At 64.3% G+C, this 24340-nt stretch carries 21 protein-coding genes and 1 tRNA gene; 5 read left to right on the top strand and 17 right to left on the bottom strand.

Annotation, left to right across the window (positions count from 1 at the left end; translation table 11 throughout):
- Positions 1 to 46: 46 nt before the first annotated feature.
- On the top strand, positions 47 to 472 hold the full coding sequence (locus E3T38_RS10365) for a hotdog fold thioesterase (protein WP_134548142.1): 426 nt from the start codon (positions 47 to 49) through the stop codon (positions 470 to 472).
- Here E3T38_RS10365 and E3T38_RS10360 read toward each other — a convergent pair.
- The gene (locus tag E3T38_RS10360; protein ID WP_134548141.1) at positions 469 to 3972 is read right to left on the bottom strand and encodes a bifunctional RecB family nuclease/DEAD/DEAH box helicase; all 3504 of its coding nucleotides are present in this window, start codon (positions 3970 to 3972) and stop codon (positions 469 to 471) included. The two genes, E3T38_RS10365 and E3T38_RS10360, sit on opposite strands and share 4 nt — an antisense overlap.
- Positions 3973 to 4104: 132 nt before the next feature.
- Positions 4105 to 4710 (bottom strand): ANTAR domain-containing response regulator, encoded by a 606-nt coding sequence (locus E3T38_RS10355; protein WP_035879545.1) that lies wholly within the window; start codon positions 4708 to 4710, stop codon positions 4105 to 4107.
- A gap of 38 nt (positions 4711 to 4748) precedes the next feature.
- On the opposite strand from E3T38_RS10355, the gene E3T38_RS10350 reads away from it, so the two are divergent.
- Positions 4749 to 4831 (top strand) — tRNA-Leu (locus E3T38_RS10350).
- Between the two features lie 219 nt (positions 4832 to 5050).
- On the opposite strand, the gene pyk is transcribed toward E3T38_RS10350, so the two are convergent.
- From pyk to rpe, 15 genes are all read right to left on the bottom strand, one after another.
- Entirely contained in the window at positions 5051 to 6496 is a 1446-nt protein-coding gene (pyk, locus tag E3T38_RS10345) for a pyruvate kinase (RefSeq protein WP_134548140.1), read from the bottom strand.
- Positions 6497 to 6562: 66 nt separating this feature from the next.
- Positions 6563 to 8020, bottom strand: a complete 1458-nt coding sequence (locus tag E3T38_RS10340) for a glutamate synthase subunit beta (RefSeq protein ID WP_134548139.1) — start codon at positions 8018 to 8020, stop codon at positions 6563 to 6565.
- Positions 8013 to 12590: a glutamate synthase large subunit gene (gene gltB, locus E3T38_RS10335; RefSeq protein ID WP_134548138.1), complete on the bottom strand. Its 4578-nt coding sequence runs from the start codon at positions 12588 to 12590 to the stop codon at positions 8013 to 8015. The genes E3T38_RS10340 and gltB overlap by 8 nt, the downstream gene beginning before the upstream one ends.
- Before the next feature lie 150 nt (positions 12591 to 12740).
- A complete protein-coding gene (gene lgt / locus E3T38_RS10330; RefSeq protein ID WP_134548137.1) occupies positions 12741 to 13751 on the bottom strand; it encodes a prolipoprotein diacylglyceryl transferase in 1011 nt (336 codons plus the stop codon).
- A 65-nt stretch (positions 13752 to 13816) separates the two neighbouring features.
- Entirely contained in the window at positions 13817 to 14650 is an 834-nt protein-coding gene (trpA, locus tag E3T38_RS10325) for a tryptophan synthase subunit alpha (protein WP_134548136.1), read from the bottom strand.
- Complete coding sequence (gene trpB, locus E3T38_RS10320) at positions 14647 to 15858, bottom strand: tryptophan synthase subunit beta (protein ID WP_134548135.1); 1212 nt, start codon at positions 15856 to 15858, stop codon at positions 14647 to 14649. The genes trpA and trpB overlap by 4 nt, the downstream gene beginning before the upstream one ends.
- Positions 15859 to 16629 carry an indole-3-glycerol phosphate synthase TrpC gene (gene trpC, locus E3T38_RS10315; protein ID WP_134548134.1) on the bottom strand — a complete coding sequence of 257 codons (771 nt, stop codon included), beginning with the start codon at positions 16627 to 16629 and terminating at the stop codon, positions 15859 to 15861.
- Positions 16630 to 16648: 19 nt separating this feature from the next.
- On the bottom strand, positions 16649 to 16870 hold the full coding sequence (locus E3T38_RS10310; protein ID WP_104129063.1) for a DUF6704 family protein: 222 nt from the start codon (positions 16868 to 16870) through the stop codon (positions 16649 to 16651).
- A 73-nt stretch (positions 16871 to 16943) separates the two neighbouring features.
- Complete coding sequence (locus E3T38_RS10305) at positions 16944 to 17591, bottom strand: Trp biosynthesis-associated membrane protein (protein WP_166805495.1); 648 nt, start codon at positions 17589 to 17591, stop codon at positions 16944 to 16946.
- A gap of 11 nt (positions 17592 to 17602) precedes the next feature.
- On the bottom strand, positions 17603 to 19159 hold the full coding sequence (locus E3T38_RS10300; RefSeq protein ID WP_134548132.1) for an anthranilate synthase component I: 1557 nt from the start codon (positions 19157 to 19159) through the stop codon (positions 17603 to 17605).
- On the bottom strand, positions 19156 to 19521 hold the full coding sequence (gene hisI / locus E3T38_RS10295) for a phosphoribosyl-AMP cyclohydrolase (protein WP_134548131.1): 366 nt from the start codon (positions 19519 to 19521) through the stop codon (positions 19156 to 19158). The genes E3T38_RS10300 and hisI overlap by 4 nt, the downstream gene beginning before the upstream one ends.
- Positions 19521 to 20282 (bottom strand): imidazole glycerol phosphate synthase subunit HisF, encoded by a 762-nt coding sequence (gene hisF / locus E3T38_RS10290; RefSeq protein ID WP_104200777.1) that lies wholly within the window; start codon positions 20280 to 20282, stop codon positions 19521 to 19523. Before hisF ends, hisI begins: the two co-directional genes overlap by 1 nt.
- A 37-nt stretch (positions 20283 to 20319) precedes the next feature.
- A complete protein-coding gene (hisG, locus tag E3T38_RS10285; protein ID WP_134548130.1) occupies positions 20320 to 21159 on the bottom strand; it encodes an ATP phosphoribosyltransferase in 840 nt (279 codons plus the stop codon).
- A 71-nt stretch (positions 21160 to 21230) separates the two neighbouring features.
- Positions 21231 to 21494: a phosphoribosyl-ATP diphosphatase gene (locus E3T38_RS10280; RefSeq protein WP_104139287.1), complete on the bottom strand. Its 264-nt coding sequence runs from the start codon at positions 21492 to 21494 to the stop codon at positions 21231 to 21233.
- Complete coding sequence (gene rpe, locus E3T38_RS10275) at positions 21491 to 22174, bottom strand: ribulose-phosphate 3-epimerase (protein WP_134548129.1); 684 nt, start codon at positions 22172 to 22174, stop codon at positions 21491 to 21493. Before rpe ends, E3T38_RS10280 begins: the two co-directional genes overlap by 4 nt.
- A gap of 171 nt (positions 22175 to 22345) precedes the next feature.
- On the opposite strand from rpe, the gene E3T38_RS10270 reads away from it, so the two are divergent.
- The 3 genes from E3T38_RS10270 (at position 22346) to E3T38_RS10260 (ending at position 24261) form a co-directional block, all read left to right on the top strand.
- On the top strand, positions 22346 to 22693 hold the full coding sequence (locus tag E3T38_RS10270; RefSeq protein WP_166805494.1) for a DUF2809 domain-containing protein: 348 nt from the start codon (positions 22346 to 22348) through the stop codon (positions 22691 to 22693).
- A 564-nt stretch (positions 22694 to 23257) separates the two neighbouring features.
- The gene (locus tag E3T38_RS10265; RefSeq protein WP_134548127.1) at positions 23258 to 24028 is read left to right on the top strand and encodes a hypothetical protein; all 771 of its coding nucleotides are present in this window, start codon (positions 23258 to 23260) and stop codon (positions 24026 to 24028) included.
- Entirely contained in the window at positions 24028 to 24261 is a 234-nt protein-coding gene (locus tag E3T38_RS10260; RefSeq protein ID WP_104129054.1) for a helix-turn-helix transcriptional regulator, read from the top strand. The genes E3T38_RS10265 and E3T38_RS10260 overlap by 1 nt, the downstream gene beginning before the upstream one ends.
- Positions 24262 to 24340 lie beyond the last annotated feature (79 nt).

Below are 24340 nucleotides of genomic sequence, written 5' to 3'. Positions count from 1 at the left end.
AGCCTACAAGTGTCTCCCCGGCAAGGCTCCCCGACCAAAGGTGATCATGTTCAATACGACTGACGACGCACTCGCCTGGGTTCAGCAGCGTGGCTGCGGAGATCTCGCCGACAAGATGGGACTGGAGTTCACCGAGTTCACCATTGACCGGGCCGTGGCACGGATGCCCGTGGCGGGCAACACGCAACCGGCCATGCTCATGCACGGCGGCGCCTATGTCGTGCTCGGTGAGTCGCTCGGCTCGATGGCCGCGAATCTGCATGCCGGACCGGGAAAACTCGCAGTCGGTATCGAAATCAACGCCTCGCACAATCGCTCGGCAACGTCCGGCTACGTCACGGGGGTGTGTACCCCGATTCATCTTGGCCGCACGCTCACCACCCACGAGATCATCGTCACCGATGATGCCGGCCGGCGCTGCTCGACGATTCGCATCACGAACATCATCAAGGACTTGCCGCCGCAAGCCTAGATCTCGGCCGGGTCTGGCTCCACCAGGCTGATGAACGCGCTGAGTTCGGCGAGGCCGGCGGGCGTTACCGGCAGGTATGCGGTCAGGGCAGGTGAGTAGACCAGATACGCGGCCCATTTGGCTCGCGAGATGGCGACGTTCAGGCGGTTCTTCATAATGAGGAACGCCAGGCCGCGCGGTACGTCGTCCGCCGAGCTGGCGGCGAGCGTGACGATCGCGACGGCCGCCTCCTGACCCTGGAATTTATCGACCGTGCCCACTCTCACGTTGGAGTAGCCGGCAGCAGCCAGTGCCGCGTGTACGAGGGCCAGCTGGGCATTGTATGGGGTCACGACGATCACGTCGGCTTCGCTGAGTGGATTCTCGCTGCGGCGGTCGGTCGGGTCGGTCCAGAGCCGGCCGAGGACGTTCTGCACGAGTGCCACGACGGCTTCCGCTTCTTCAGCCGATGAAATGGCGTTGCCGGTGTGCACCACCGGAACAACGTGCAGCCCAGGCGTGACACCGGCGAGCAACCGGGTCGAGGTGATCGGATTGGCGCGCAGGAGTCCACCGTAGGAGAGGCGGGAGACCGGGGCTGTCACCGCCGGATGCATGCGGCGACTCTCGGCCAGAAAATAGCCTCGCGTCCCTGACAGCACGTCGTGGCCGGCCGCGACCCAGCCGAGCGCTGACTGGTCGATCGGCTCGGGGTGCATGCCCTGGCTCACCTGCGGCAGTTGCTGCGGGTCACCCAGCAATAACAGGTTCTTCGCGCCGACGCTCGCCGCGATGGTCGAGGCGAGCGAAAACTGCCCCGCCTCGTCGACGACGAGCAGGTCCAGGCTGTGCCGCGGCACACGGGCAGGATTACTGAAGTCCCAGGCAGTGCCGCCGATGACGAATCCGGAGTTGGCGTGGTCGAGTGCAAAGAGCAGCTGGCCGTCTTTGGGCAGCACCGTGTACGCGGCCTGTGCCGGGTCAGCCCCGGTTTTGGCCACCTTTCCGACCAGTGCAGGGTCGAGCCCGGCCGTGACGATGGCGCCGAGCAGATTCTCAACGACGGCGTGGGATTGGGCGACGACGCCAATCTTCCAGCCGTGCTGCTGCACGAGCGCCGTGATGACGTGGGCGCCGAGGTAGGTTTTGCCGGTGCCGGGTGGCCCCTGGATCGCAAGATATGACCTGTCGAGGTCACGCAGACTTGTCAGGACAGCGTCTATGGTCTCTCCATCAACTGTGACGGCCGCTAGGTGTCCGGCATGGGTGCGCGGCGCGGTGCGGCGCAAAATATCGACCATAGGGTCGCGTGGCCAGTCCGGCTGGGCGTCAACGAGCGCTTGAGCCCACTCATCGATGGCGGGCTTCTGCTGCAACGGTCGGGGTGGTGCGGCCGGTGCGAGTGCGCTCGGTCGGTGGTCGTAGCGGGCGACATCTTTCAGCAGGGTCTCTTCGACCAGGATTGCGCCGTCGTCGTCGACCGCGAGCACTTTTACGGCGCGGTGGGTGCGGGCACCCTCCGATGTGTCGGGGTTGGTGAAAGGCCCGGGGTATTCGTAGAGCAGGTATGGCCCGGCCTGGTCACCCGGTTTGATGCTGCTGCCCGGTGCCAGACGCCCCCGAAGCCATAGGTGGCGACGATCGACGCGCTGCTGGCCCTCGCGAAACCAGTCACGGTCCACGTCGACGCGGTCGACTACGAGCACGTCGCGGGTGTCTTGCCAGTCGTCGATGGGGTATTCGAGCCGAGAATAGTGTCCCCACCAGAAACTCTTCTGCTCCCGGCGGTGGTAGTCGATCGCGGCGGCGGCGAAGGCCGCCGCCGCCTGGTCTGCGGTGCGCGACGTGCGGCCAGCCGTGGCCGCGATGGCGAGCAGGCCGTCGCGCACCGGCGACGGCTCGAGCGTGTCGGTATCCGCTCTACGCTGGGTGCCGACGGAGCGGATACCCGCCCCGCGCGCAAGCGCGAGCAGCCAGTCACGCAGCCGCAACGTTGACACACAGTCGTAGCGGTTGTAGTCGGCGATGGATTCCAGCATGCGCTGGGCTTCGGCCGTGTCGCCGTGCGCGTGCAGGTCTCGAGCGCCGGCATATTCGGTGATGGAATCCGCTGCGTTAGTGACCTCGCCGCCGCGCAGTTCGGAGCCCATGTAGAGCGGCTCGAGCTTCTTGATCGAGTAGGAGCGGGACCCGACACGCATGCTCTTGCGCACGAGTGGATAGAGGTCGACCAGCACGTTCTCACGCAGCAACTGGTCGACCTGATCTTCGCCGACGCCGTGCCGGGCAGCGAGGCTGAGCAGATGGGTGCGCTCGTATGCGGCGTAATGGTAGACGTGCATGCCCGGGTATCGAGCGCGACGCTCGACCAGGTACGCCAGAAAGTCCGTGAGTGCCTGCTTCTCCTCGGCCCAGGTGTGCGCCCAGAAGGCGCGAAAGGATTCATCGACGTCGACCAGACCGAACAGGTAGTCCAGGCCCCACTGCGCGGTCGCACCCTCGGTCGCAGTGTCTTCTGTATAAAGCGGGTCACCCTCGAAGTCGAAGAAGATATCGCCGGGATTTGGCTCGGGCAGCACCGCCAGCGCCCCCGGATTGCACAGGTCTACCGGCGGCGCTGTCCCCGCAACCGCCTGAAGCTGGAGCCGCGCCTGTATGCGCAGGGCGGCGAGCGTGGAATCGGCCATGCCGTCGATAGCGCCACCGGATGCAGCGAGTTCATCGATGGTGCAGAGGCCGGCGGCCGCAAGCCGGGCGCGCTGGGTCAGCCGCAGACCGGCTACGAGGAGCAGGTCGCGGTGCTTCTGCGCCTCTAGTTCACACGTGACACAGCGCCCACAGACGGTGTAGCGCGGGTCACCCCACCTGACGAAGGCACTGTCGCCGAGTCGTTCCGTGATGATCTGCACGAGACGCTGTTTGCGCTTGCGGTATACCGGGCGAATATCTGCCAGCTGGTGCACGCTGACGGAGCCATCGCCGAGCAACAGCTCGACGGTCGCAGCCGGGTCAACCCCGATGCGTTCGAGTTGTTCGGCGTACGCGGCCAGCTGCAGCAGGGCGGTAACCCGGGCGTGCCGGGCAAGTTTCGTGTCTTGTACCAGCCAGGTGTGATCACTCTGCCGCACGATGAAGTCGGCGAATCCGAGGAAGACGATGGGGCCGGCTATGTTGGGCGGGCCATAATCGGAATCGAAGAAGGTGGCCTGAAAAATAACGTCGGCGTGCTCCGCGAAGGCCAGCCGCGTGTTCTCGGCTGCTACCTCGAAGGCGGGGCGCGATATCCGCTCTGGCCGGGCGATCTCAACGACTGCATAGTCCTGCCGATAGCGTTCGAGCACCCGATGTTCGTGCTCGTCGCCGAGCCGGGACGTGCGTGCTCGCATGGCGTCGACGGGTTCAGGAACCCCGTCAATGCGGCCGAGTTTCTCGTCGATACGGCGCAGGAACGCAAACTCGCAGACGGATGCGGCGCTCAGGTCACTCGCACTGGTCACCACCTGGCCATCCAGTAAGAACATGCGCCCGCCCTTCGTCGATTTCGAGCGTAGCGGGCACCACTGACACACAGCCCGCCAGGCCCTCGGCTGGACCGCCAGACAGTAAAAACGGCCTGGCAGAAGCTGCCGGGCCGTTCTACTTTTAAACCACGACTACTTCTTGGCGCTGAGCTGTTCGATGATCGCCTGCGACACGTCGTGCATGGTGAGGCGCCGGTCCATCGAGGCTTTCTGGATCCAGCGGAAGGCTTCCGGCTCGGTCAGGCCCATTTTCTCGTTGAGCAGGCCCTTGGCCCGGTCGACGAGCTTACGGGTCTCGAACCGCTCGACCAGGTCGGCGACCTCAGCCTCGAGGGTGATGATCTGGCTGTAGCGCGAGAGGGCGATCTCGATTGCAGGCAGCAGGTCGTTCGGAGTGAAGGGCTTGACAACGTAGGCGAGGGCGCCGGCTTCGGTGGCGCGTTCGACCAGTTCTTTCTGACTGAACGCCGTCAGCAGCACGACCGGTGCAATGTGCTCCTTGGAGAGGCGTTCAGCTGCGCTGATGCCATCCAGTTGGGGCATCTTGACGTCCATGATGACCAGGTCGGGGCGGAGTTCCCGTGCCAAGGCGACCGCAGTTTCTCCGTCACCGGCTTCGCCGACGACTTCAAAGCCGTTGTCGCGCAGAATCTCAACGATGTCGAGGCGGATGAGGGATTCATCCTCAGCGACGACAACGCGGCGCGGAGGGGTGGGGGTGCTGTCTTGGTCGGTCACGTGCAAAAGCCTACGGTATTCTGAACGAGTAGTTGTAAGCCGGTGTGGCGGAATGGCAGACGCGGAGCACTCAAAATGCTTTGTTCGCAAGGACGTGTGGGTTCGAGTCCCACCACCGGTACAATTTTTTACAAGTAAATGACCAGATCACAAGCTTTTTCTGGTGCTGTTTGCCCTCATCTGCACGGATGTGCGAATGAGGTTTTTCACACGGTCACCGAGGTAGGCCAGTTCGTATCGGCGAAAGCGAGTGCGTTGGCGGCGCCGTAAATGAGTCGTCGATATCGACGAAAACCCCGCTCCGTAAAAAATCACGGAGCGGGGCTGTTCGCTCTTTACGCTATTTCTTGACGTACGCCGGCGCGACCCCGTTATGAGCGTCGCCCACGCGGTGCACGCGAATGTCATTGGTCGAACCGACGATTCCGGGAGGGGAACCAGAGATGACGACGACCTTGTCACCGATTTGCGCGAGGCCCTGACCGATGAGGATGTCATCCACCTGACCGAACATTGCGTCGGTGTGAGTGACCGGGTCCACCAGGTAGGTCTGGATGCCCCAGGTGAGGGCCAGACGACGACGGATGCCCGCCTCCGGGGTGAAGGCCAGCATCGGGATTTTCGACCGCAGACGCGACATCCGTCGGGCAGAGTCTCCCGATTCGGTGAAAATACAGAGGAACTTTGCGTCGACGAACTCGGCGACCTCGATGGCGGCCAGGGTGATGGCACCGCCCTGCGTGCGCGGCTTATTGGTCAGCTTGCCGATGCGCTCGAGTCCGTGCACCTCGGTGGACTCCACTATGCGGGCCATGGTCTGTACCGTGACAACGGGGTATTCTCCGACGCTGGTCTCACCGCTGAGCATGACGGCATCCGCGCCGTCGAGCACGGCGTTGGCGACGTCGCTGGTCTCCGCCCGGGTGGGCACCGGACTCAAAATCATGGATTCGAGCATCTGCGTGGCTACGATGACCGGCTTGGCCATGCGGCGTGCGATTTCAACGGCCTGCTTTTGCACAATCGGCACGGCCTCCAGCGGTAGCTCGACGCCGAGGTCGCCACGGGCGACCATGATCGCGTCGAAGGCATGAACAATCTCTTCGAGGTTGTCGACGGCCTGCGGCTTCTCGATCTTGGCGATCACCGGAACGCGGCGACCTTCTTCGGCCATGATCTCGTGTACGCGGGTGATGTCATCGGCGCTGCGCACGAACGACAACGCGATGAGGTCGGCTCCGAGGCGCAGGCCCCAGCGCAGGTCTGCTTCGTCCTTCTCCGACAGGGCGGGAACGTTGACGGCCACGCCGGGCAGGTTGATGCCCTTGTTATTGGAGACCGGGCCGGCGACGATCACCCTGGTCGTGACGACGACGCCATCCGTTTCAACGACCTGCACCTTGACCTTGCCATCGTCGATGAGCAGAAAATCGCCGGGGTGCACGTCGTGCGGCAGTCCTTTGAAGGTCGTGCCGGAGAGTTCTTTAGTGCCGAGTACGTCTTCGGTGGTGATCTTGAAGATGTCGCCGACGGCAAGGTCGTACGGGCCGCCTTCGAATTTACCCAGACGAATCTTCGGACCCTGCAGGTCAACCATGACGGCGATGGCACGGCCGGAATCGTTGGCGGCCTTGCGCACATTGGCATAGACGCTCTCGTGCACTTGGTAGTTGCCGTGGCTCAGGTTCATGCGACATACGTCGACGCCCGCATCGATGAGGGCCCGGATCTGCTCGTAACTGGCAGCTGCCGGCCCAAGGGTGGCGACGATTTTTGCGCGTCTCATTCTGGTGAATCTCCGATTTCCGCGCTCTTCAGGCGCATGTGAACGTGGTGCAGGAAGGCTGGTGAATTAGAGGGCAAACGAGCGGTCTGTGGGCTTGACGGGAGACGGCAGCTGCGTCTGCCCTTCCAGAAACTCATCGACCGCAGCGGCGGCGGCGCGACCCTCGGCGATGGCCCAGACGATCAGCGACTGGCCACGACCGGCGTCACCGGCGACGAAGACACCCTCCTGGCTGGTCTGGTAGTTGCCGTCACGCTCAACGTTGCCGCGCCCATCGAAGGGAACCTTCAGCTGGTGGCTGAGGTCGCCTTGTTCCGGACCGGTGAATCCCATGGCGAGCAACACCAGGTCGGCCGGAATCTCCCGTTCCGAACCGGCCTTGGGAACGCGGCGTCCGTCAAGGTATTCGGTCTCGGCGATGCGAATGGCGCGCACCTCGCCGAATTCGTTGGAGAGAAATTCGACCGTTGACGCGAGGTACTGGCGGGTACCGCCCTCTTCGTGTGCGCTGGACACCTCGAACAGGGTCGGCGATATCGGCCAAGGCTGGCTTTCCGGGCGGGTAGTGCCCGGCTGCTTGCCGATCGCCAGGTTGGTGACGGATGCTGCCAGCTGGCGATGCGCGGTGCCGATGCAGTCGGCACCGGTGTCACCACCGCCGAGCACAACGACGTGCTTACCCTCGGCGGTGATCAACGCTTCGATGCTTCCACCGGCGCCGATCTTGTTCTGCTGAACGAGGAATTCCATGGCGAAGTGCACTCCGGGCAGATCGCGCCCCGGAATGGGCAGATCGCGGGGAACCATCGCGCCGGTCGCCACCACGACAGCGTCATAGCGGGCCCGCAGGTCGTCCCAGGTGATGTCCACACCGATATTGACGTTCGCGCGAAACCGGGTGCCCTCGGCGGTCATCTGGGCGAGGCGCAGTTCGAGGTGCTTCTTCTCCATTTTGAAGTCCGGAATGCCGTAGCGCAGCAGCCCGCCAATGCGATCGTCGCGTTCGAACACGGCGACGGTGTGACCGGCGCGGGTGAGTTGCTGGGCTGCGGCCAGCCCGGCCGGGCCGGAACCGACGACCGCGACGGTCTTACCGGTCAGGCGGCCGGGCGGCTGCGGCTGCACCCAGCCCTTCGCGAAAGCCTGGTCGATAATCGACACCTCGACCTGCTTGATGGTCACGGCCGGCTGGTTGATGCCGAGCACGCACGACGATTCACACGGCGCCGGGCAGAGGCGACCGGTGAATTCGGGAAAGTTGTTCGTCGCGTGCAGGCGTTCGATGGCCGCTCGACCCTCGTCGCGCCAGACCAGGTCGTTCCACTCGGGAATGAGGTTGCCGAGCGGGCAACCCTGGTGGCAGAACGGCACACCGCAGTCCATGCAGCGGCCGGCCTGCCGTTTGAGCACGGCACTATCACCCTGCTCGTAGACCTCTTTCCAGTCCATCAAGCGGATGGCCACCGGCCGACGAGCCGGCAGCTCACGTTCCGTGGTCTTCAGAAATCCCTTCGGATCAGCCATTGGTTACCTCCAGAATTCGATTCCAGACAACGAGTCCGTCGGGATCGAGTCCCTCATCGAGCGCCGTTTGTCTGGTCTCCAGTACCGCCGCATAGTCGCGCGGCAGCACCTTGACAAATGTGTCCATGGTTTCTTCCAGGTTGTCGAGCATTCGCTTGGCCAGCGCGGAGTCGGTTTGGTCCCGATGCTGTTCGAGCAGGTCGCGCACGATCTCACGGTCGACACTTTCGAGTGCCAGCAGGCGCAATTCCCCCGAGGTCAACGCATCACGGTTGACCCGTTCGGCGGTGAGCCCGTAGACGTAGGCCGTGCCGCCGCTCATCCCGGCTCCGAGGTTGCGTCCGGTCTCGCCGAGGATGACCGCGAGACCCCCGGTCATGTACTCCAGGGCGTGGTCGCCCACACCCTCCACGACGGCGATCGCGCCGGAGTTACGCACCAGGAATCGTTCGCCGACGATGCCGCGAATGAACATGCTGCCCTGGGTAGCCCCGTAACCGATGACGTTCCCGGCGATGACGTTGTCTTCGGCGGGAAATTGGCTGGCCCGGTCGGGGCGCACGACGATCTGCCCGCCCGACAGTCCCTTGCCGACATAGTCGTTGGAATCGCCTTCGAGCCGCAGGGTGATGCCGCTCGGCAGGAACGCTCCGAATGATTGCCCGGCGGACCCGGTGAGAGTGACCTCGATGGACCCGGCCGGCAGGCCGTTTTCGCCATGCCGCAGGGTGACCTGGTTACCGAGCATGGTTCCGACGGCGCGCTCGGTGTTGCGGATCGGCAGGTCGATGCTGATCGTGCCGCCGTGCTCGAGCACGTTCTGGCTCCGGCGAATCAGCTCGTTGTCAAAGTGCTTGTCGAGTTCGTGTTCCTGGGAGCGGGCCCACTTGCGCGGTTCGCTCTCGGAGAAGTCCGGGCCGCTCAGAATGGGTGAGAGGTCCAGCCCCTGCGCCTTCCAGTGGGTCAGGGCACGGTTGACGTTCAGCACCTCACGGTGACCGATGGCTTCGTCCAGACTGCGGAATCCGAGCTCGGCGAGGTACTCACGAACCTCTTGGGCGATGAACTCGAAGAAGTTCACGACGTGGTCAGCCTGACCGTTGAAGCGTTTGCGCAACTCCGGGTTCTGCGTGGCGACGCCGACCGGGCAGGTGTCGAGGTGACAGACGCGCATCATGATGCAGCCCGAGACGACGAGCGGCGCGGTGGCGAAACCAAATTCCTCGGCGCCGAGCAGGGCACCGACGAGCACGTCACGCCCGGTCTTCAGCTGGCCGTCTACCTGCACGACCACGCGGTCACGCATGCCGTTGAGCATGAGGGTCTGCTGGGTCTCGGCGAGGCCGAGTTCCCACGGTGTGCCGGCGTGCTTGAGCGAGTTGACCGGGCTGGCGCCCGTTCCGCCGTCGTGCCCGCTGATCAGGATCACGTCGGAGAGTGCCTTGGCGACACCGGCCGCTACGGCTCCGATACCCGACTGGCTGACCAGTTTGGTGTGAATGCGAGCCTTCGGGTTGGCCCGTTTCAGGTCGAAGATGAGCTGCTTGAGGTCTTCGATCGAGTAGATATCGTGGTGCGGTGGCGGCGAGATGAGGCCGACGCCGGCCGTGGCGTGCCTGGTGCGAGCGATCCACGGGTACACCTTGGTGGGCGGCAGCTGGCCGCCCTCGCCGGGCTTGGCACCCTGGGCAAGTTTGATCTGGATGTCGTCGGCGTGGGTCAGGTACATGCTCGTGACACCGAATCGACCGGACGCAACCTGCTTCACCGCGCTACGCCGGGTCGGGTCAAGTAGACGGTCGAGGTCTTCGCCGCCTTCGCCGGTGTTGGACTTACCGCCCAGGCGGTTCATGGCAATCGCGAGGGTCTCGTGCGCTTCCTGCGAAATGGAGCCGTAGCTCATCGCGCCGGTAGAGAACCGTTTGACGATCTGGGAGACCGATTCGACCTCGTCAAGGGGTACCGGGGGGCGCTGGCCGGGGTTGAGCGTGAACATGCCACGCAGCGTCATCAGCGATTCGGCCTGGTCGTCGACCATCTTCGTGTATTCGCGGAAGATGTCGTAGCGCCGGGTGCGGGTGGCGTGCTGCAGTCGGAAAATGGTCTCCGGGTTGAACAGGTGCGGGGCGCCGTCCCGACGCCACTGGTATTCGCCGCCGGTTGCGAGGCGTTCGTGGGCGGTCACGGCGGCATCCATCGGATAGGCGGATGCGTGCCGCGCCAGGTTTTCCACGCCGATCACGTCGATGTCGACGCCGCCGAGCTTGCTCGTCGTTCCAGTGAAGTACTGGTCGACGAAGGACTGGGCGAGGCCAACGGCTTCAAAGGTTTGCGCGCCGGCGTAGGACGACACGGTGGAGATGCCCATCTTGGACATGATTTTGAGCACGCCCTTACCGAGGGCTTTGATGACGTTGCGCACCGCCTTTTCGGGCGTGACGTTGGTGATAATTCCGCTGCGCACGAGGTCTTCGCAGGTTTCCATTGCCAGGTACGGGTTGACGGCGGACGCACCGTAGCCGATCAGCAGCGCCACGTGGTGCACCTCGCGCACGTCGCCGGCCTCGACGACGATGCCGACCTTCATACGGTGTTCGGTGCGAATCAGGTGGTGGTGCACGGCCGCGATCATGAGCAGCGATGGGATGGGTGCGAGGTCTTTGTTGGAGTCGCGGTCACTCAGCACGATGAACAGCGCGCCGGCCTCTATGGCCTCGTCGACCTCAACGCAGATGGCAGCGAGGCGCTTTGACAGCGCGTCGGTGCCTTCTTCGACACGGTAGAGGCCACGAATGGTCGTGGTGGTGCGGCTGCCGACGACCGGGTCGATGTGCTGGATCTTGGCCAGTTCGTCGTTATCGATGACCGGGAAATCCAAAATGACCTGGCGGGCGTGCTCCGGACCGGCGGAGAGCAGGTTGCGTTCCGGCCCGAGAGCGAGCTTGAGGCTCGTGACGACCTCTTCGCGAATCGAGTCGAGCGGGGGGTTGGTGACCTGCGCGAACTGTTGGGTGAAGTAGTCGAACATAAGGCGTGGGCGGTCGCTGAGTACGGCAATAGGGGTGTCGCTACCCATGGCGCCCAGCGGTTCAGCGCCGGTTTTGGCCATCGGGGCGAGCAGAATGCGCACCTCTTCTTCGGTGTAGCCGAAGGTGCGCTGACGACGCACAACGGATGCCGGTGGGTGCACGATGTGCTCTCGCTCCGGGAGGTCCTTGAGGTTGATGCGCCCCTTCTCGAGCCAGTCTCCCCACGGTTCGCTCGCGGAGAGTTCTGCTTTGATCTCCCGATCGTCGATGATGCGGCCGGCCTTGGTGTCGACCAGGAACATCTGTCCGGGGCGCAAGCGGCCCTTACGCACGACCCGGGCCGGGTCGATGCCGAGCACGCCGATTTCGCTCGCGAGCACGACGAGGCCGTCGTCGGTGACGAGGTAGCGTCCGGGGCGCAGGCCGTTGCGGTCGAGCGTTGCCCCTACCAGGGAACCATCGGTGAAAACGATCGCGGCTGGGCCGTCCCACGGCTCCATGAGCATGGAATGATATTCGTAGAAGTCACGACGTTCGTCGTCGAGGTCGGTCTGGTTCTCCCACGCCTCCGGCACCATCATCATGATGGCGTGTGGCAGCGAACGACCGGACAGGCTGAGCAGTTCGACGACCTCATCGAAGGAGGCCGAGTCGCTTGCGCCCGGGGTGACGATCGGCAGCAGTGGCGCGACGTCGCCGAGCATCTCGGATTCGAGTTGGGACTGGCGCGCACGCATCCAGTTGCGGTTGCCCTGCACCGTGTTGATCTCGCCGTTGTGGGCGATCATGCGGAACGGCTGGGCCAGGGGCCAGGACGGGAACGTGTTTGTGGAGTAGCGGGAGTGTACGAGGGCGAGTGTCGAGACGAAGCGTTCGTCGGACAGGTCGGGGTAGAACGGTTCGAGCTGCAGGGTGGTGACCATGCCCTTGTAGACCAGGGTGCGACTGGACAGCGAGACGAAGTAGATCTCAAGTTCGCGTTCGGCACGCTTGCGCAGCCGAAACGTCTGCCGATCCAGCGCGATATCCGAAAACGGGTCGCCAAATTCGGTGGTGCGGGTGCTCTGCACGAACAGCTGCTGAATGGCGGGCATATTGGCGCGGGCCTGGATGCCGAGGTCTTCCGGGTGCACCGGAACCTCGCGCCAGCCGAGGATGGTGAGGCTTTCCTCCTCAGCGATCAGGCTGATCGCGCGCTTGATCCTGGTGCGCGCGGTCGGGTCGGTCGGGAGGAACACGTTGCCAACGGCGTACTGACCCATCGGGGGGAGCGCGAAATCGGTCACGGCGCGCAGGAACGCATCCGGTACCTGCGTGATGATGCCGGCGCCGTCGCCGGTTCCGGCGTCGGAGCCGACCGCGCCGCGGTGCTCGAGGTTGCGCAGGGCATCGAGGGCCTGGGTGATGATGTCGTGTCCGGCGGTTCCCCGCAGGGTCGCCACCATGGCCAGGCCACACGCGTCGCGCTCGGCCGACGGGTCGTACAGACCGGATGCTTCGGGCATGCTGCTGAAGCGGGAATAGAGAGGTTTCTGCGCCATGGAGACCGTCCTCACGAAATGATTGGCTGTAAGGGACGACGTTGGCCCGATGGTGAAGTGTGCAGGAGACCGTAGCGGCGCCCTGTTCGGGACGGGCCCGTAACCGGACGCCACTACGGGTATGTCAGCTGGGATTGCGCAGACGTGAGACTACAGACGCGGAGCGCTCGTGCTTGTGGCTGCGGTCGCGGGTGATTCGGGGTGATCGGCATCATCGCTCTGATCCGCGGTGGTGTTGTCTTCTGGTTCCGAATCGCTGTCCTCGAATTCTACCCCAGCGTCAGGGGCAATCCATTCCCGCCCGGAAACATACGGACTGGACTCAAGGCCCGGGTGGCGGTGACGCTGCACGAGAATGATGACCAGACCGAGCGCGATGGCAGCCAGGGCAGCCCAGACGTTGGTTCGGATACCGAAGTAGATCTCGCTCGGGTCGATGCGAATCGACTCAAAAAAGCTGCGTCCCAGTCCGTACCAGATGAGGTAGGCACCCAGGGTCTGACCGAACCGCAGACGGAATTTGCGTTCGAGGTAGAGGATGACGGCCACACCGAGCAGGTTCCAGATGATTTCATAGAGAAAAGTCGGGTGGAACAGCGTGCCGGACGGCAGCCCGACCGGGAAGGCAACATTGCTCGGTTCGATTTCGAGGCCCCAGGGCAGGGTCGTCGGCAGACCGAACAGTTCGTGGTTGAACCAGTTGCCGAGCCGGCCGGTGGCCTGCGCGACGAGCAGCGCTGGCGCGACGGCATCGGCGAACGTCCAAAAGCGGATGCCCGTCAGCCGGCAGCCGATATAGGCGCCGACGGCGCCACCGATCAATGATCCGAAGATGGCGTTGCCGCCCTCCCAGATGTACAGGGTGCGCAGCAGGTCGGCGCCCTCAAAGAAGTAGTCCCCCGGGTGGGTGAGTACGTGGTAGATGCGCGCCCCGACGATGCCGAGCGGGACCGCCCAAAGAATGATGTCCAGTACGACACCCGGCTCTGCCCCGCGCTTGGTGAGGCGGCGTGAGGTGATAACCGTCGCAAGAATGATTCCAGCGAGGATGCATAACGCGTACGCGTGGATGCGGAACGGACCGAGGTCGAAGAAGCTCCACTCAGGGCTCGGGATACTCGCGCTCAGAAGATTCAAAGACACCGGGGTACTACCTTTCATCGTGACTTACGTCACCTGGGGCGAATTGATCGCCGCGAACAATTGAGTGTGGAGCGCGCCTGGATTTACTGGGGGGTTGCAGCCGGGCGAATATTGTTAGCGCCGGCGGCCAGGTCGAGAGCCAGACGGGCGGCGGCTGGCACTCCCCCGTCGGTGAGCGCCTTCACGAGGGCTGACCCGACAATGGCGCCGTCGGCGTAGCCGAGAATTTCCCGCACTTGCTCGGGGGTGGAAATGCCGAGGCCGACGCAGGCGCTCGTGCAGCCGACCGCGCGCAAGCGCTCCACCAGAATACGAGCGGCCGCGTCCACGCCGGCGCGAGCGCCGGTGGTTCCCATCGTCGAGACGGTGTACACGAAGCCGCGGCTCGCCTCGATCGCCTGCACCAGGCGTGCGTCAGACGACGACGGTGCGGCCAAAAAGACGCGGTCGAGGTCGCTGCGTTCGCTTGCAGCCATCCAGTCGTCGGCTTCGTCGGGAATGAGATCTGGTGTGATCAAACCGGCACCGCCAGCGGCGCGCAGGTCGTCGGCGAATCGATCAACACCGTACTGCAGGACGGGGTTCCAGTAGGTCATGACCAGAACGGGGGCATCAACCTGCGCAGTGATGGCCCGGATCGCCTCGAACCCGTGGCGCAGCTTGAATCCGTTGGCCAGTGCCTGTTGGGTGGCCGCCTGGATGACGGGGCCGTCCATCACCGGGTCGGAGTAGGGCAGGCCCAGTTCGATAATGTCGACGCCGTTGGCCACGAGCGCCACCGCAGCGTCGATGCTGTCGGTCAGCGTGGGGAAACCAACCGGAAGGTAGCCGATGAGGGCTCCCCCGCCCTCGGAGCGCCTCCGGGCGATGGTGTGTTCGACCGTGCTCACAGCGCCGCTGGTGATGGGGGTCGTCATGACTGTTCCGCGCCTTCGTCAAGCAGGTCGAAGTACCGACCGGCTGTTTCCATGTCCTTGTCGCCGCGACCGCTGAGGTTGACTAGGATGGTTGCCTCCGGACCGAGTGCGCGACCAAGCTCGAGGGTGCCGGCGAGGGCATGGGACGACTCGATCGCCGGAATGATGCCCTCGGTGCGACTCAGCAGCCGCAGGGCGCTCATTGCCTCGTCGTCGGTGATCGGTAGATAGGTGGCCCGGCCGATGCTGGCAAGCCAGGCGTGCTCCGGCCCGACGCCCGGGTAATCGAGGCCCGCCGAAATGGAGTGCGAATCAACGGTTTGACCGTCTTCGTCCTGCAGCAGCATGCTGCGGGCGCCGTGCAGCACACCGGGGCGGCCCTTCGTGATGGTCGCCGCATGCCTGGGCGTTTCGACGCCGTCGCCAGCCGCTTCATAGCCGAACAGGGCGACATCGGGGTCGTCGAGGAAGGCGTCGAAGATCCCCATGGCGTTGGAGCCGCCGCCAACACAGGCGGTGACCGCGTCCGGCAGGCCCCCGGTCAGATCGAGAACCTGCTTCCGGGCCTCCTCACCGATGATTTTCTGAAAGTCACGCACCATGGCCGGGAACGGATGCGGTCCGGCCACGGTCCCGAAAATGTAGTTGGTGGTGTCGACGTTGCTGACCCAGTCGCGCATGGCGTCGTTGATGGCGTCCTTCAGGGTGCGCGAGCCAGTTTTCACCGGGACGACCTCGGCGCCGAGCAGGCGCATTCGGGCGACGTTGAGCGCTTGACGTTCGGTGTCGACCTCGCCCATGTAGACGACGCACTCCAGCCCGAACAGGGCCGCGACGGTGGCCGTGGCCACACCGTGCTGGCCCGCCCCGGTTTCAGCGATCACACGGGTCTTGCCGATGCGCTGGGTGAGCAGGGCCTGGCCGAGGGCATTGTTGATCTTGTGCGAACCGGTGTGGTTGAGGTCTTCACGCTTGAGGATGATACGGGCGCCACCGGCATACTCGGCGAAGCGCGGCACCTCGGTGATGATGGAGGGACGACCGCTGTAGTTCATGTGCAACTTCGTCAAGGCCGCAGCGAAAGCCGGATCATTCTTGGCGAGTTCATATTCCGCCGTCAGTTCATCGAGCGCCGCCACGAGGGATTCGGGCACGAACCTGCCGCCGAAGTCACCGAAATAGGGGCCGGGCTGGGTACGTAGAGACATTTAAACCGCCAAAAACTCAGAGAGGGTTCGGATGGGATCGCTCGTGACGAGCGCTTCGCCGACCAGGACGACATCGGCGCCGGCACCACGGTAGTGCGCGACGTCGGCGGCAGTCTTGACGGCGGATTCGGCGACACGGATGACGCCGGACGGAATTGTACCTGCAAGAGTGCCGAAGAGGTTCGGATCGAGCTCAAAGGTGGACAAGTCGCGCGCGTTGACCCCGATCAGGCTCGCTCCGATATCGAGAGCGCGACTGACTTCGTCGCCACTGTGCGTTTCTACCAAGGCGGTCATGCCAAGCTCGTGGATGAGCTCATGCAACGAGAGCAGCGTGGCTTGATCGAGGGCGGCGACGATGAGCAACACCAGATCGGCGCCCGCAGCGCGGGCCTCGAACACCTGGTACGGCGTGCCGATGAAGTCCTTGCGCAGGATGGGAATGCCCACCGCAGCCCGCACCTGCTCGAGGTCGGTCATCGAACCGTGAAAACGGCGACCCTCGGTGAGTACGCTGATAGCACTGGCGCCCCCGGTCTCATAGGAGACTGCCAGGGCTGCCGGATCGGTGATGGACGCCAGGGCGCCACGGCTCGGGCTGGCCCGCTTGATTTCTGCGAGAATCTTGACCCGGTCAGTGGGGGCCAGGGCCACCAAGGCATCGAGGGCGGGCGCGTGGGCGCGCGCCGCAGCCTCCACGCCCGCCAGCGGGCGAGTGAGGAGGCGCTGTTCGGCGTCAAAGAGCGCGCCAGCGAGAAGTTCTTGGAGCACCAGGTCTCAGCGCCGACGGCTAGTGGCCGGTCGACGTGGCGCTGACGCCGTAGCCGACTTTGCCGAGTACGTAGCCGACGATGAGTCCGGCAATGAGCAATCCGAATGAGGCCCAGACGAGCCAGACCAGGTTGAAGAAGAATGCTGTGGTGCCGATGGTGAAGGCAGCCAGCATAATGATGACCGCGATCCAAGCCGCCGGGGAGTGGCCGTGTCCGGGATCTGACAGATCGATGCTCATGGTTCTCCTCGTGAATGCGTAAGCCTGTGTGCGTTGACAAGCAGTTCAAGTCTAGCGGAGCGGCAACGCGTCCCTAGCGAGCGGTCGGGTCCTCGCCGCGACTGAGATCGTCCCAGTCGCCGACGGAGTCCGCCGGTGTGGGCTCGGTCGACGCATCTACGGTCGCGGGCGAAGCTGGCAGGGAACCGTCGGGAGCTGCTACCGGTTCAAAACGCACGCCCTGGTATTTGCGGGTCGGCCCGGGCCACCGTGCGCTCGTCAGGATGACGGTCACACCGGTCGCCGCCATAATGACTGCGGCGCCCATTGCGACGAACGGCCACGCGGTGACCACCGTGCCGAGGACGCTCAGCTGAATGGACTCATGCCCGGCAACTCCGGTCGCAGCGGTGACCGCAGCGGCACTGGCTTGGGAGGGGTCCTCGACCGCGAGGTATGCGGCGAGAAACACCGAGAATCCGAGAAGAACTTCGAGCGCACCGAGCACGACTCGAATGAGCCGACCCGCGATGGTGAGGGCCGCGGCGAGGGCGAACCCGGAGAGCGCCAGCGCCGTCAGTGCCGGCGCGGCGATGGCGCCGTCGATTTGGAGCACCTGGGTACCGGCGTCGGGCAGCCCCACTTCAGCGTGCACCCAGACCTGCGTCCAGGCCAGCATTGCCAGGGCACTCGCGCCCAAAATGGCGAGAATGAGCACGAGTTTGAGGCGACGCGGAGACATCCGTTCCCTCATTAGAACACTCGCCGCATCGCGTTGGCGATAGCGACGGCGCGCAGGGGTGCTGCCGCTTTGTTCTGCGACTCCTGATACTCGGAGGCCGGATCGGAATCGGTGACGACGCCGCCGCCGGCCTGCACCCGGGCGACGCCGTCCTTGATAGTGGCGGTACGGATGGCGATAGCCAGGTCGGCGTCGCCGGCGAAGCCGAAGTAGCCCACCACTCCCCCGTACACGCCACGCTGGGCTGGTTCGAGGGCGTCGATGATCTCGAGCGCCCGCGGTTTCGGCGCGCCCGACAGGGTGCCTGCCGGGAACGTGGCACGGAAGACGTCGATCGCGGTCTTGCCGGGAACCAGGTTGCCCTCGACCGAGGACACCAGGTGCATGATGTGACTGAACCGTTCGATGCGCATGAATTCGGTCACTTCGACCGACCCGGCCGCGCAGACCTTGAGCAGGTCGTTGCGGGCGAGATCGACGAGCATGAGGTGCTCGGCACGTTCCTTGGGGTCTTCGGCGAGCTCGATCGCGTAGTCGGCGTCGGCATCCGGTGTGGTGCCACGGGGTTTCGAGCCGGCGATCGGGTGGGTGAAGACGCGTTGGTCTTGCACCTTGACGAGCGCTTCGGGCGAGGACCCGACAATCCAGTACGGGTCGCCCCCCGGCGTTTCCAGGCTGAGCAGGTACATGTATGGGCTCGGGTTGAGGCTGCGCAGCACCCGGTAGACGTCGATGGGGTGTGCGGTGCAGACCTGGTCGAAACGCTGGGAGATGACGACCTGAAACACGTCGCCGTCGACGATGTGCTGTTTGCCGATATTGACAGCGGCGAGAAAATCGTCTCGCGTGGTGCGGTGGAGCGGCGCGCTCGGCGCCTCGAGGTCAACCTCGGCCAGCCAGGCTTCTCCGGGCGCGGCGAGACGGGTTTGCAGTGAATCCAGTCGTGTGCTCGCGTCAGCCCAGAGCTTTTCAGGGGTGTCGGCACCGTCGTTGAGCACGTTGGCGATGAGCTGCACGGTTCCGTACTTGTGGTCGAGGACAACGAGGTCGGCGACGAAGCTGAAGGACTGGCCTGGCACGTCGTAGTCGGCTGGCGGCTGGTGCGGCAAGCGTTCGATCTGGCGAATTGCCTCCCAGCCGATGAAGCCGACCAGTCCGCCCGTGAGTGGAGGGTGCTCGGGCAGCCTGGGCGTCTGCCAGCGTTCGAACAAGTAGGCCAGAGCGTCGAGCGGTCCGAGATCGGCTGCGGAACCGAGCGCGCGCTCGGCGGAGAGCCCGTAGTCGATCCAGCGGGTGTCGTCGCCCTGTTGGGTGAGCACACCGAACGAGGAGACACCGACAAACGAGAACCGAGACCAGATGCCGCCCTGTTCGGCGGACTCCAGCAAAAAGCTGCCCGGCAGCCCCTCGGCGAGCTTGCGATAGATACCGACCGGGGTCTCACCGTCGGCGAATAGTTCACGAATCACCGGGATTACCCGGTGCTCCCCGGTCAACGCGTCAAACTGATTGCGCGTCGTCGAACCGGCGGTACGGGACCCGGTTGCGACTGGGATACCGTCACTCATTCCATCGGCCTATTCATGGTAATCGCGCCCAGGTTGCGGCCGTCGAAGCAGGTATGCGTGCCGGTGTGACACGCCGCTCCAACCTGGTCGACCTGCACGAGCAGGGTGTCGCTATCGCAGTCGAAGGCGGCGGACTGCACATACTGGGCGTGACCGGAGGTGTCGCCCTTACGCCAGAATTCCTGCCGGCTGCGCGACCAGAACGTGACGCGTCCCTCGGTGAGGGTGCGGCGCAGCGCTTCCCGGTTCATCCACCCGAGCATGAGCACTTCGTGGGTGTCCCACTGCTGGATGACGGCGGGCAGCAGCCCGTTGTCACTGAATACAGCGGCGTCCAGCTGATCGGTCAGTTCGTTGGTCATCAGCGCACCAGCATTCCGGCGTCGGCGAGCTCACGCTTGACGTCGCCTATGGTCAATAATTGATTGTGAAAAACAGATGCCGCGAGAACGGCATCCGCGCCGGCTCGGATCGCCGGAGGAAAGTCCTCTACCCGCCCGGCGCCACCGGAGGCGATCACCGGAACCCGACTATTCGTGCGCATGAGCGCGATCAGGTCGGTATCGAAACCGGCCTTGGTACCGTCGGCGTCGATCGAGTTGACCAGGAGTTCTCCGGCACCGAGCTCGATCGCTCGCCGGGCCCAGGCCACGGCATCCAGGTCGGTCTCGGTACGACCACCGTGCGTGGTGACAACGAAACCGCTCTCGGTGCGTTCGGACCGTTTCACGTCGAGGCTCAACACGAGAACCTGAGCGCCGAACCGGTCGGCGATTTCAGCGATGAGGGCGGGCCGGGCGATGGCCGCGCTGTTGACGCCGACCTTGTCGGCACCGCTCGCCTGCAGCCGGGAGACGTCTTCGACGCTGCGGATGCCGCCGCCGACCGTCAACGGAATGAACACTTGCTCAGCGGTGGCGCGCACCACGTCATAGGTCGTTGAGCGGTTGTCCACCGTGGCCGTGACGTCGAGAAAGGTCAGTTCGTCGGCACCCTGCTCGTAGTAGCGCCGCGCCAGTTCGACCGGATCGCCGGCGTCGCGCAGATTCTGAAAGTTGACGCCCTTGACGACACGACCGTTGGCCACGTCAAGGCAGGGAATGACGCGCACACTCAAACTCATGCGAGTTCTCCTCTCACCGGGTTATAAACGGGCCGGGTTATAAACGGGCGTTGTGGATGGTGGTGACGAGAATGGCCCGGGCCCCGAGGGCGTAGAGGGCATCCATCACGTTGTTCATGTCGACACGGCCGATCATGACCCGCACGGCGGCCCACTCCGGGTCGTGCAGGGAGGAAACCGTCGGCGATTCGATGCCAGGCGCAAGCGCTGCGGCCGCATCGAGCAGGGCAACGGGGATGTCGTAGTCAAGGAGCACGTACTGGCGGGCCACGAGCACGCCCTGGAGACGGCGGAGCAGGGTATCTATTCCGGCCTTGTCGTTGGTGGAGCTGATCAGAACGGCGGTGGACTCGAGGATGACCGGTCCGAAGATTTCGAGGCCGGCTTTGCGCAGGGTCGTCCCGGTGGAGACGACGTCGGCGACAGCATCCGCTACGCCGAGCTGGACCGCCGATTCGACGGCGCCATCGAGTTCAACCAGATCGACGGTCACCGAGTGCGTGGCGAGGAAGCGTTCGACCAGACCCGGGTAGCTCGTGGCGACGCGCAGGCCGTCGAGGTCTGTCAGCTCGGTGAAGCGACCGGCCGGCCCGGCGAAGCGAAAGGTCGAGTCTCCAAAGTCGAGGCTGGCGATCTCCACGGCTTTCGAGTGCGAGTCGAGCAGCAGGTCGCGTCCGGTGATGCCGACGTCGAGGGCGCCGGAACCGACGTAGGTGGCGATGTCGCGGGGACGAAGGTAGAAAAATTCGACACCATTGCGCGGGTCGGCGGTGACAAGGTCGCGTGGGTCGCGGCGGCCGGTATAGCCGGCTTCAGCAAGCATCTGCGCGGCGGTTTCAGACAACGAGCCCTTGTTGGGCACGGCAATTCTCAGCATGAGGCTTCTCTCTTGGTTTTTTTCACACGACTATTCAATGAATTCGAGCCAGCGGTGGGCGCTGGTGTGGATCACAAATGTCGGTAGATGTCGGCCGGAGAGAGGCCCTTGGCGATCATCATGACCTGCAGGTGGTAGAGCAACTGGGAGATTTCGGCGGAGGTTTCGTCGTCGCTTTGAAACTCGGCAGCCATCCAGACTTCGGCGGCTTCCTCGACAATTTTCTTGCCAATGGCGTGCACGCCGGCGTCGAGTTCACGCACGGTGCCGGAGCCCTCGGGGCGGTTGCGGGCCTTGTCGCTCAGTTCTACGAAAAGGTCATCGAAAGTTTTCACGACTCTAGGTTACCCGCCCCGTGACGGTGACTGGCCGCGCGCTCCCGCAGCAGGCTGATCTGGGCGGCTGGATTCTCGGCCCCGAACACGCTGGACCCCGCCACGAAGGTGTCCGCGCCAGCCGCAGCGGCGATTTCGATCGTCTGCTCGGTGATGCCGCCGTCGACCTGCAGCCAGACGTCGAGGCCGGTTTTTTGTACTGCTGTGCGCAACTGAACCAGCTTCGGCATGGTCGATTCCATGAAGCTCTGGCCGCCGAATCCGGGTTCTACAGTCATCACCAGCACCTGGTCGAATTCGGGGAGCAGTTCGAGATACGGCGCGACATCGGTGCCCGGTTTCAGGGCGATGCCGGCGCGCGCGCCGATTTGCCGCAGGCGACGGGCCAGCGCGACGGGCTCGGTCGTGGCCTCGGCGTGGAAGGTGACCGAGTAGGCACCGGCCTCGGCGTAGCCGGGCGCCCAGCGCTCGGGATCCTCGATCATCAAGTGGATGTCCAGCGGCAACGGCGATACCTGCTGCAGACGTTCGACCATTCCCAGCCCGAAGGTGAGGTTTGGAACGAAGTGATTGTCCATGATGTCGACGTGCACGAGGTCGGCGGAGCGGATGCGACCCAGCTCGCTCTCAATATTGACGAAATCGGCGGCGAGAATGCTCGGATTGATGCGGTTAGCCATCCGCTCAGTTTATCGAGCCCCGCGCGGCGCGCGGTTGCCCCAGGACCGTGCCGCGGGACGGTCCCCTATCCTCAAGGGATGGAACGCTCGGAATCCCCGTATTTGCGTGGGACGAGACCCGCGTCGAGGAGCAGACGGAGCCTCCTGGCTTCCGGCGCTGTCATCACGGGCATGGGGTTGACGGTTCATTTCACCAACAATGGACCGGTCGGTGATTTCGCTGCCGACGCTCTGTACGCGGTGCTGACCTACCTGGCCGTTTCGTTCATCGCTCCACGCTTTCGACCTCAGGTCAGTGCAACGGTCGCCTACTTGGTTTGCGTGACGATCGAGGCAGCCCAACTATCCCCAGGGCCGGCTGCCCTGGCCGATGTCTTTCCGCCGGCCAGACTCATTCTCGGCACGACGTTTGCGTCCGTGGATCTCCTCGCCTATGCCGTGGGGGTGTCAGCCGTCCTGGTCTGCGACAGGCTCATTCCACGACACCGCACGCGATCGATCCGGCCAACCGCCAGGTAGCAGCTACGGAATGCGCTCGTGCAAGCGGCACTCACCGTGGTCGAGGCGCCACAATCTACATCCGCGCTAGTCGATTTTGCCGAGACCTCCACGTGCACGACGTGGCGCGGTCTCGGCGTCGTACACGTGGGGCGGGCGCCTACTTTTCACCGTTGGGTTTTTCCGCAGGGGTGGCGGCGCGGTTTTGGCCGGCGGGGCGCCATGTTTGGGTGGGGTCGAACACGAGGGGCCGCAGACCCCGGGCCGGCCGTCTCGCATGGTGATGTCCGAACCGGAGGTCTCGATACTCACACGCCCGGCGTTGCAGAGCAGCACAGCATTGTCGATATCGGCGGGTCCGCCCGTGCGCCGGGGCCTCACCGGGCGTAGACCCGTCCGGTGCATTATGAAAAAACCTGAAATTGAGTGCAAACTTGCTCAAAGAAAGAACCTCCCCGACCCGGCCTTAGTGCGAGTTATCGAACAAATTCTCGAAAGTACCAGAAGCTACGCACAAGGCAGAAACAAGGAGACGGCGAGCATAGAGTTTCTCGCGCTGCCGCGCGGCGCTGAAATGACATGCTGATGGCGGCTCTAACCTGGTGGACTGCTCTCCTCGTCTTACTCGTGCTCGGCACCATAGCGATCGTCGTGGTAATCGAACGTCGATCGGGATCTCGACCGGGCACCGATGTCGGCCACACCAAGGCGGTGCGGGTCACCAGAATCATCGCGATCCTCTATGCGGTGGTGACGGTGTTCAGAACTGTAGCCGATGCCCTGCAACGGCTACTCAGCGACGCTGTGAGTGTGCGGCTGCCCGTCAAGCCATTCTGGCCCAGTCTGCCGAACACGGTTGAGGTCACGGGGACGACCGCCGACGTTGTGGGTGGAGGGTTCGACCACGCTGTGGTGACCGTGGCAGGGCTGGACACTGCCACCCGCGTCTGGCTGGCAGCCGGCGACGCGCTTCAGGGAGCGACGAACGTTGTGATCGCTGTCGTTGTTGTTCTGCTCTGCACGAGCATCATCAGGCTGGATCCGTTCCGTCCCGCGCTGACCCGCGGCATCAACCTGACCGCGACCTCGATCATCGTCGGCGGCCTTGGCTGGCAGGTGTGTGATGCTGTCGCGGGCGGCCTCGCCTCCTCTCAGGTACTCAGGGCAACCGGGTGGAGTCTGGACACAGCCGAGATCGACTGGACTGACATTCGTCAGGTCATCGGGCTGCCGATGGCAGGCCACGAATGGACTCTGGATTTCTGGCCGATCTGGGTGGGCCTGGCCCTGTTCGCCGTAGCCGCGGTATTTCGATACGGGCAGAAGTTGCAAAGAGACTCCGACGGGCTCGTCTGATGCCCGCGGTTCCCGATGAGGACTCCGGCATTCATTGCCGGCTCGACGAGCTCCTCGAGCAGCGTGGCATGACCCTGACGCGGCTCAGCTCCCTCGTGGGCGTCAGCATCGTCAACCTGTCGGTGCTGAAGAACGACCGAGCCAGAGCCATCCGGTATTCAACCCTGCGGGCGATCTGTGATGCGCTCGACTGCGATGTAGGAGATCTGCTGGTGGTGGGACCCAGCGCCTGATCTCGGTAGCCGCTACGGTAACGGGCGTAACGCGCACCCGTTTCGGGAGCGCGCATCCGCTGGTCTGGGCGGCGGTGCG

This window comes from Cryobacterium sp. Hb1 (assembly GCF_004403585.1).
Classification (GTDB): Bacteria; Actinomycetota; Actinomycetes; order Actinomycetales; family Microbacteriaceae; genus Cryobacterium; species Cryobacterium lyxosi.
The sequence above is the reverse complement of the archived record's forward strand: the minus strand, read 5'-3'. Positions and strand labels throughout refer to the sequence as shown.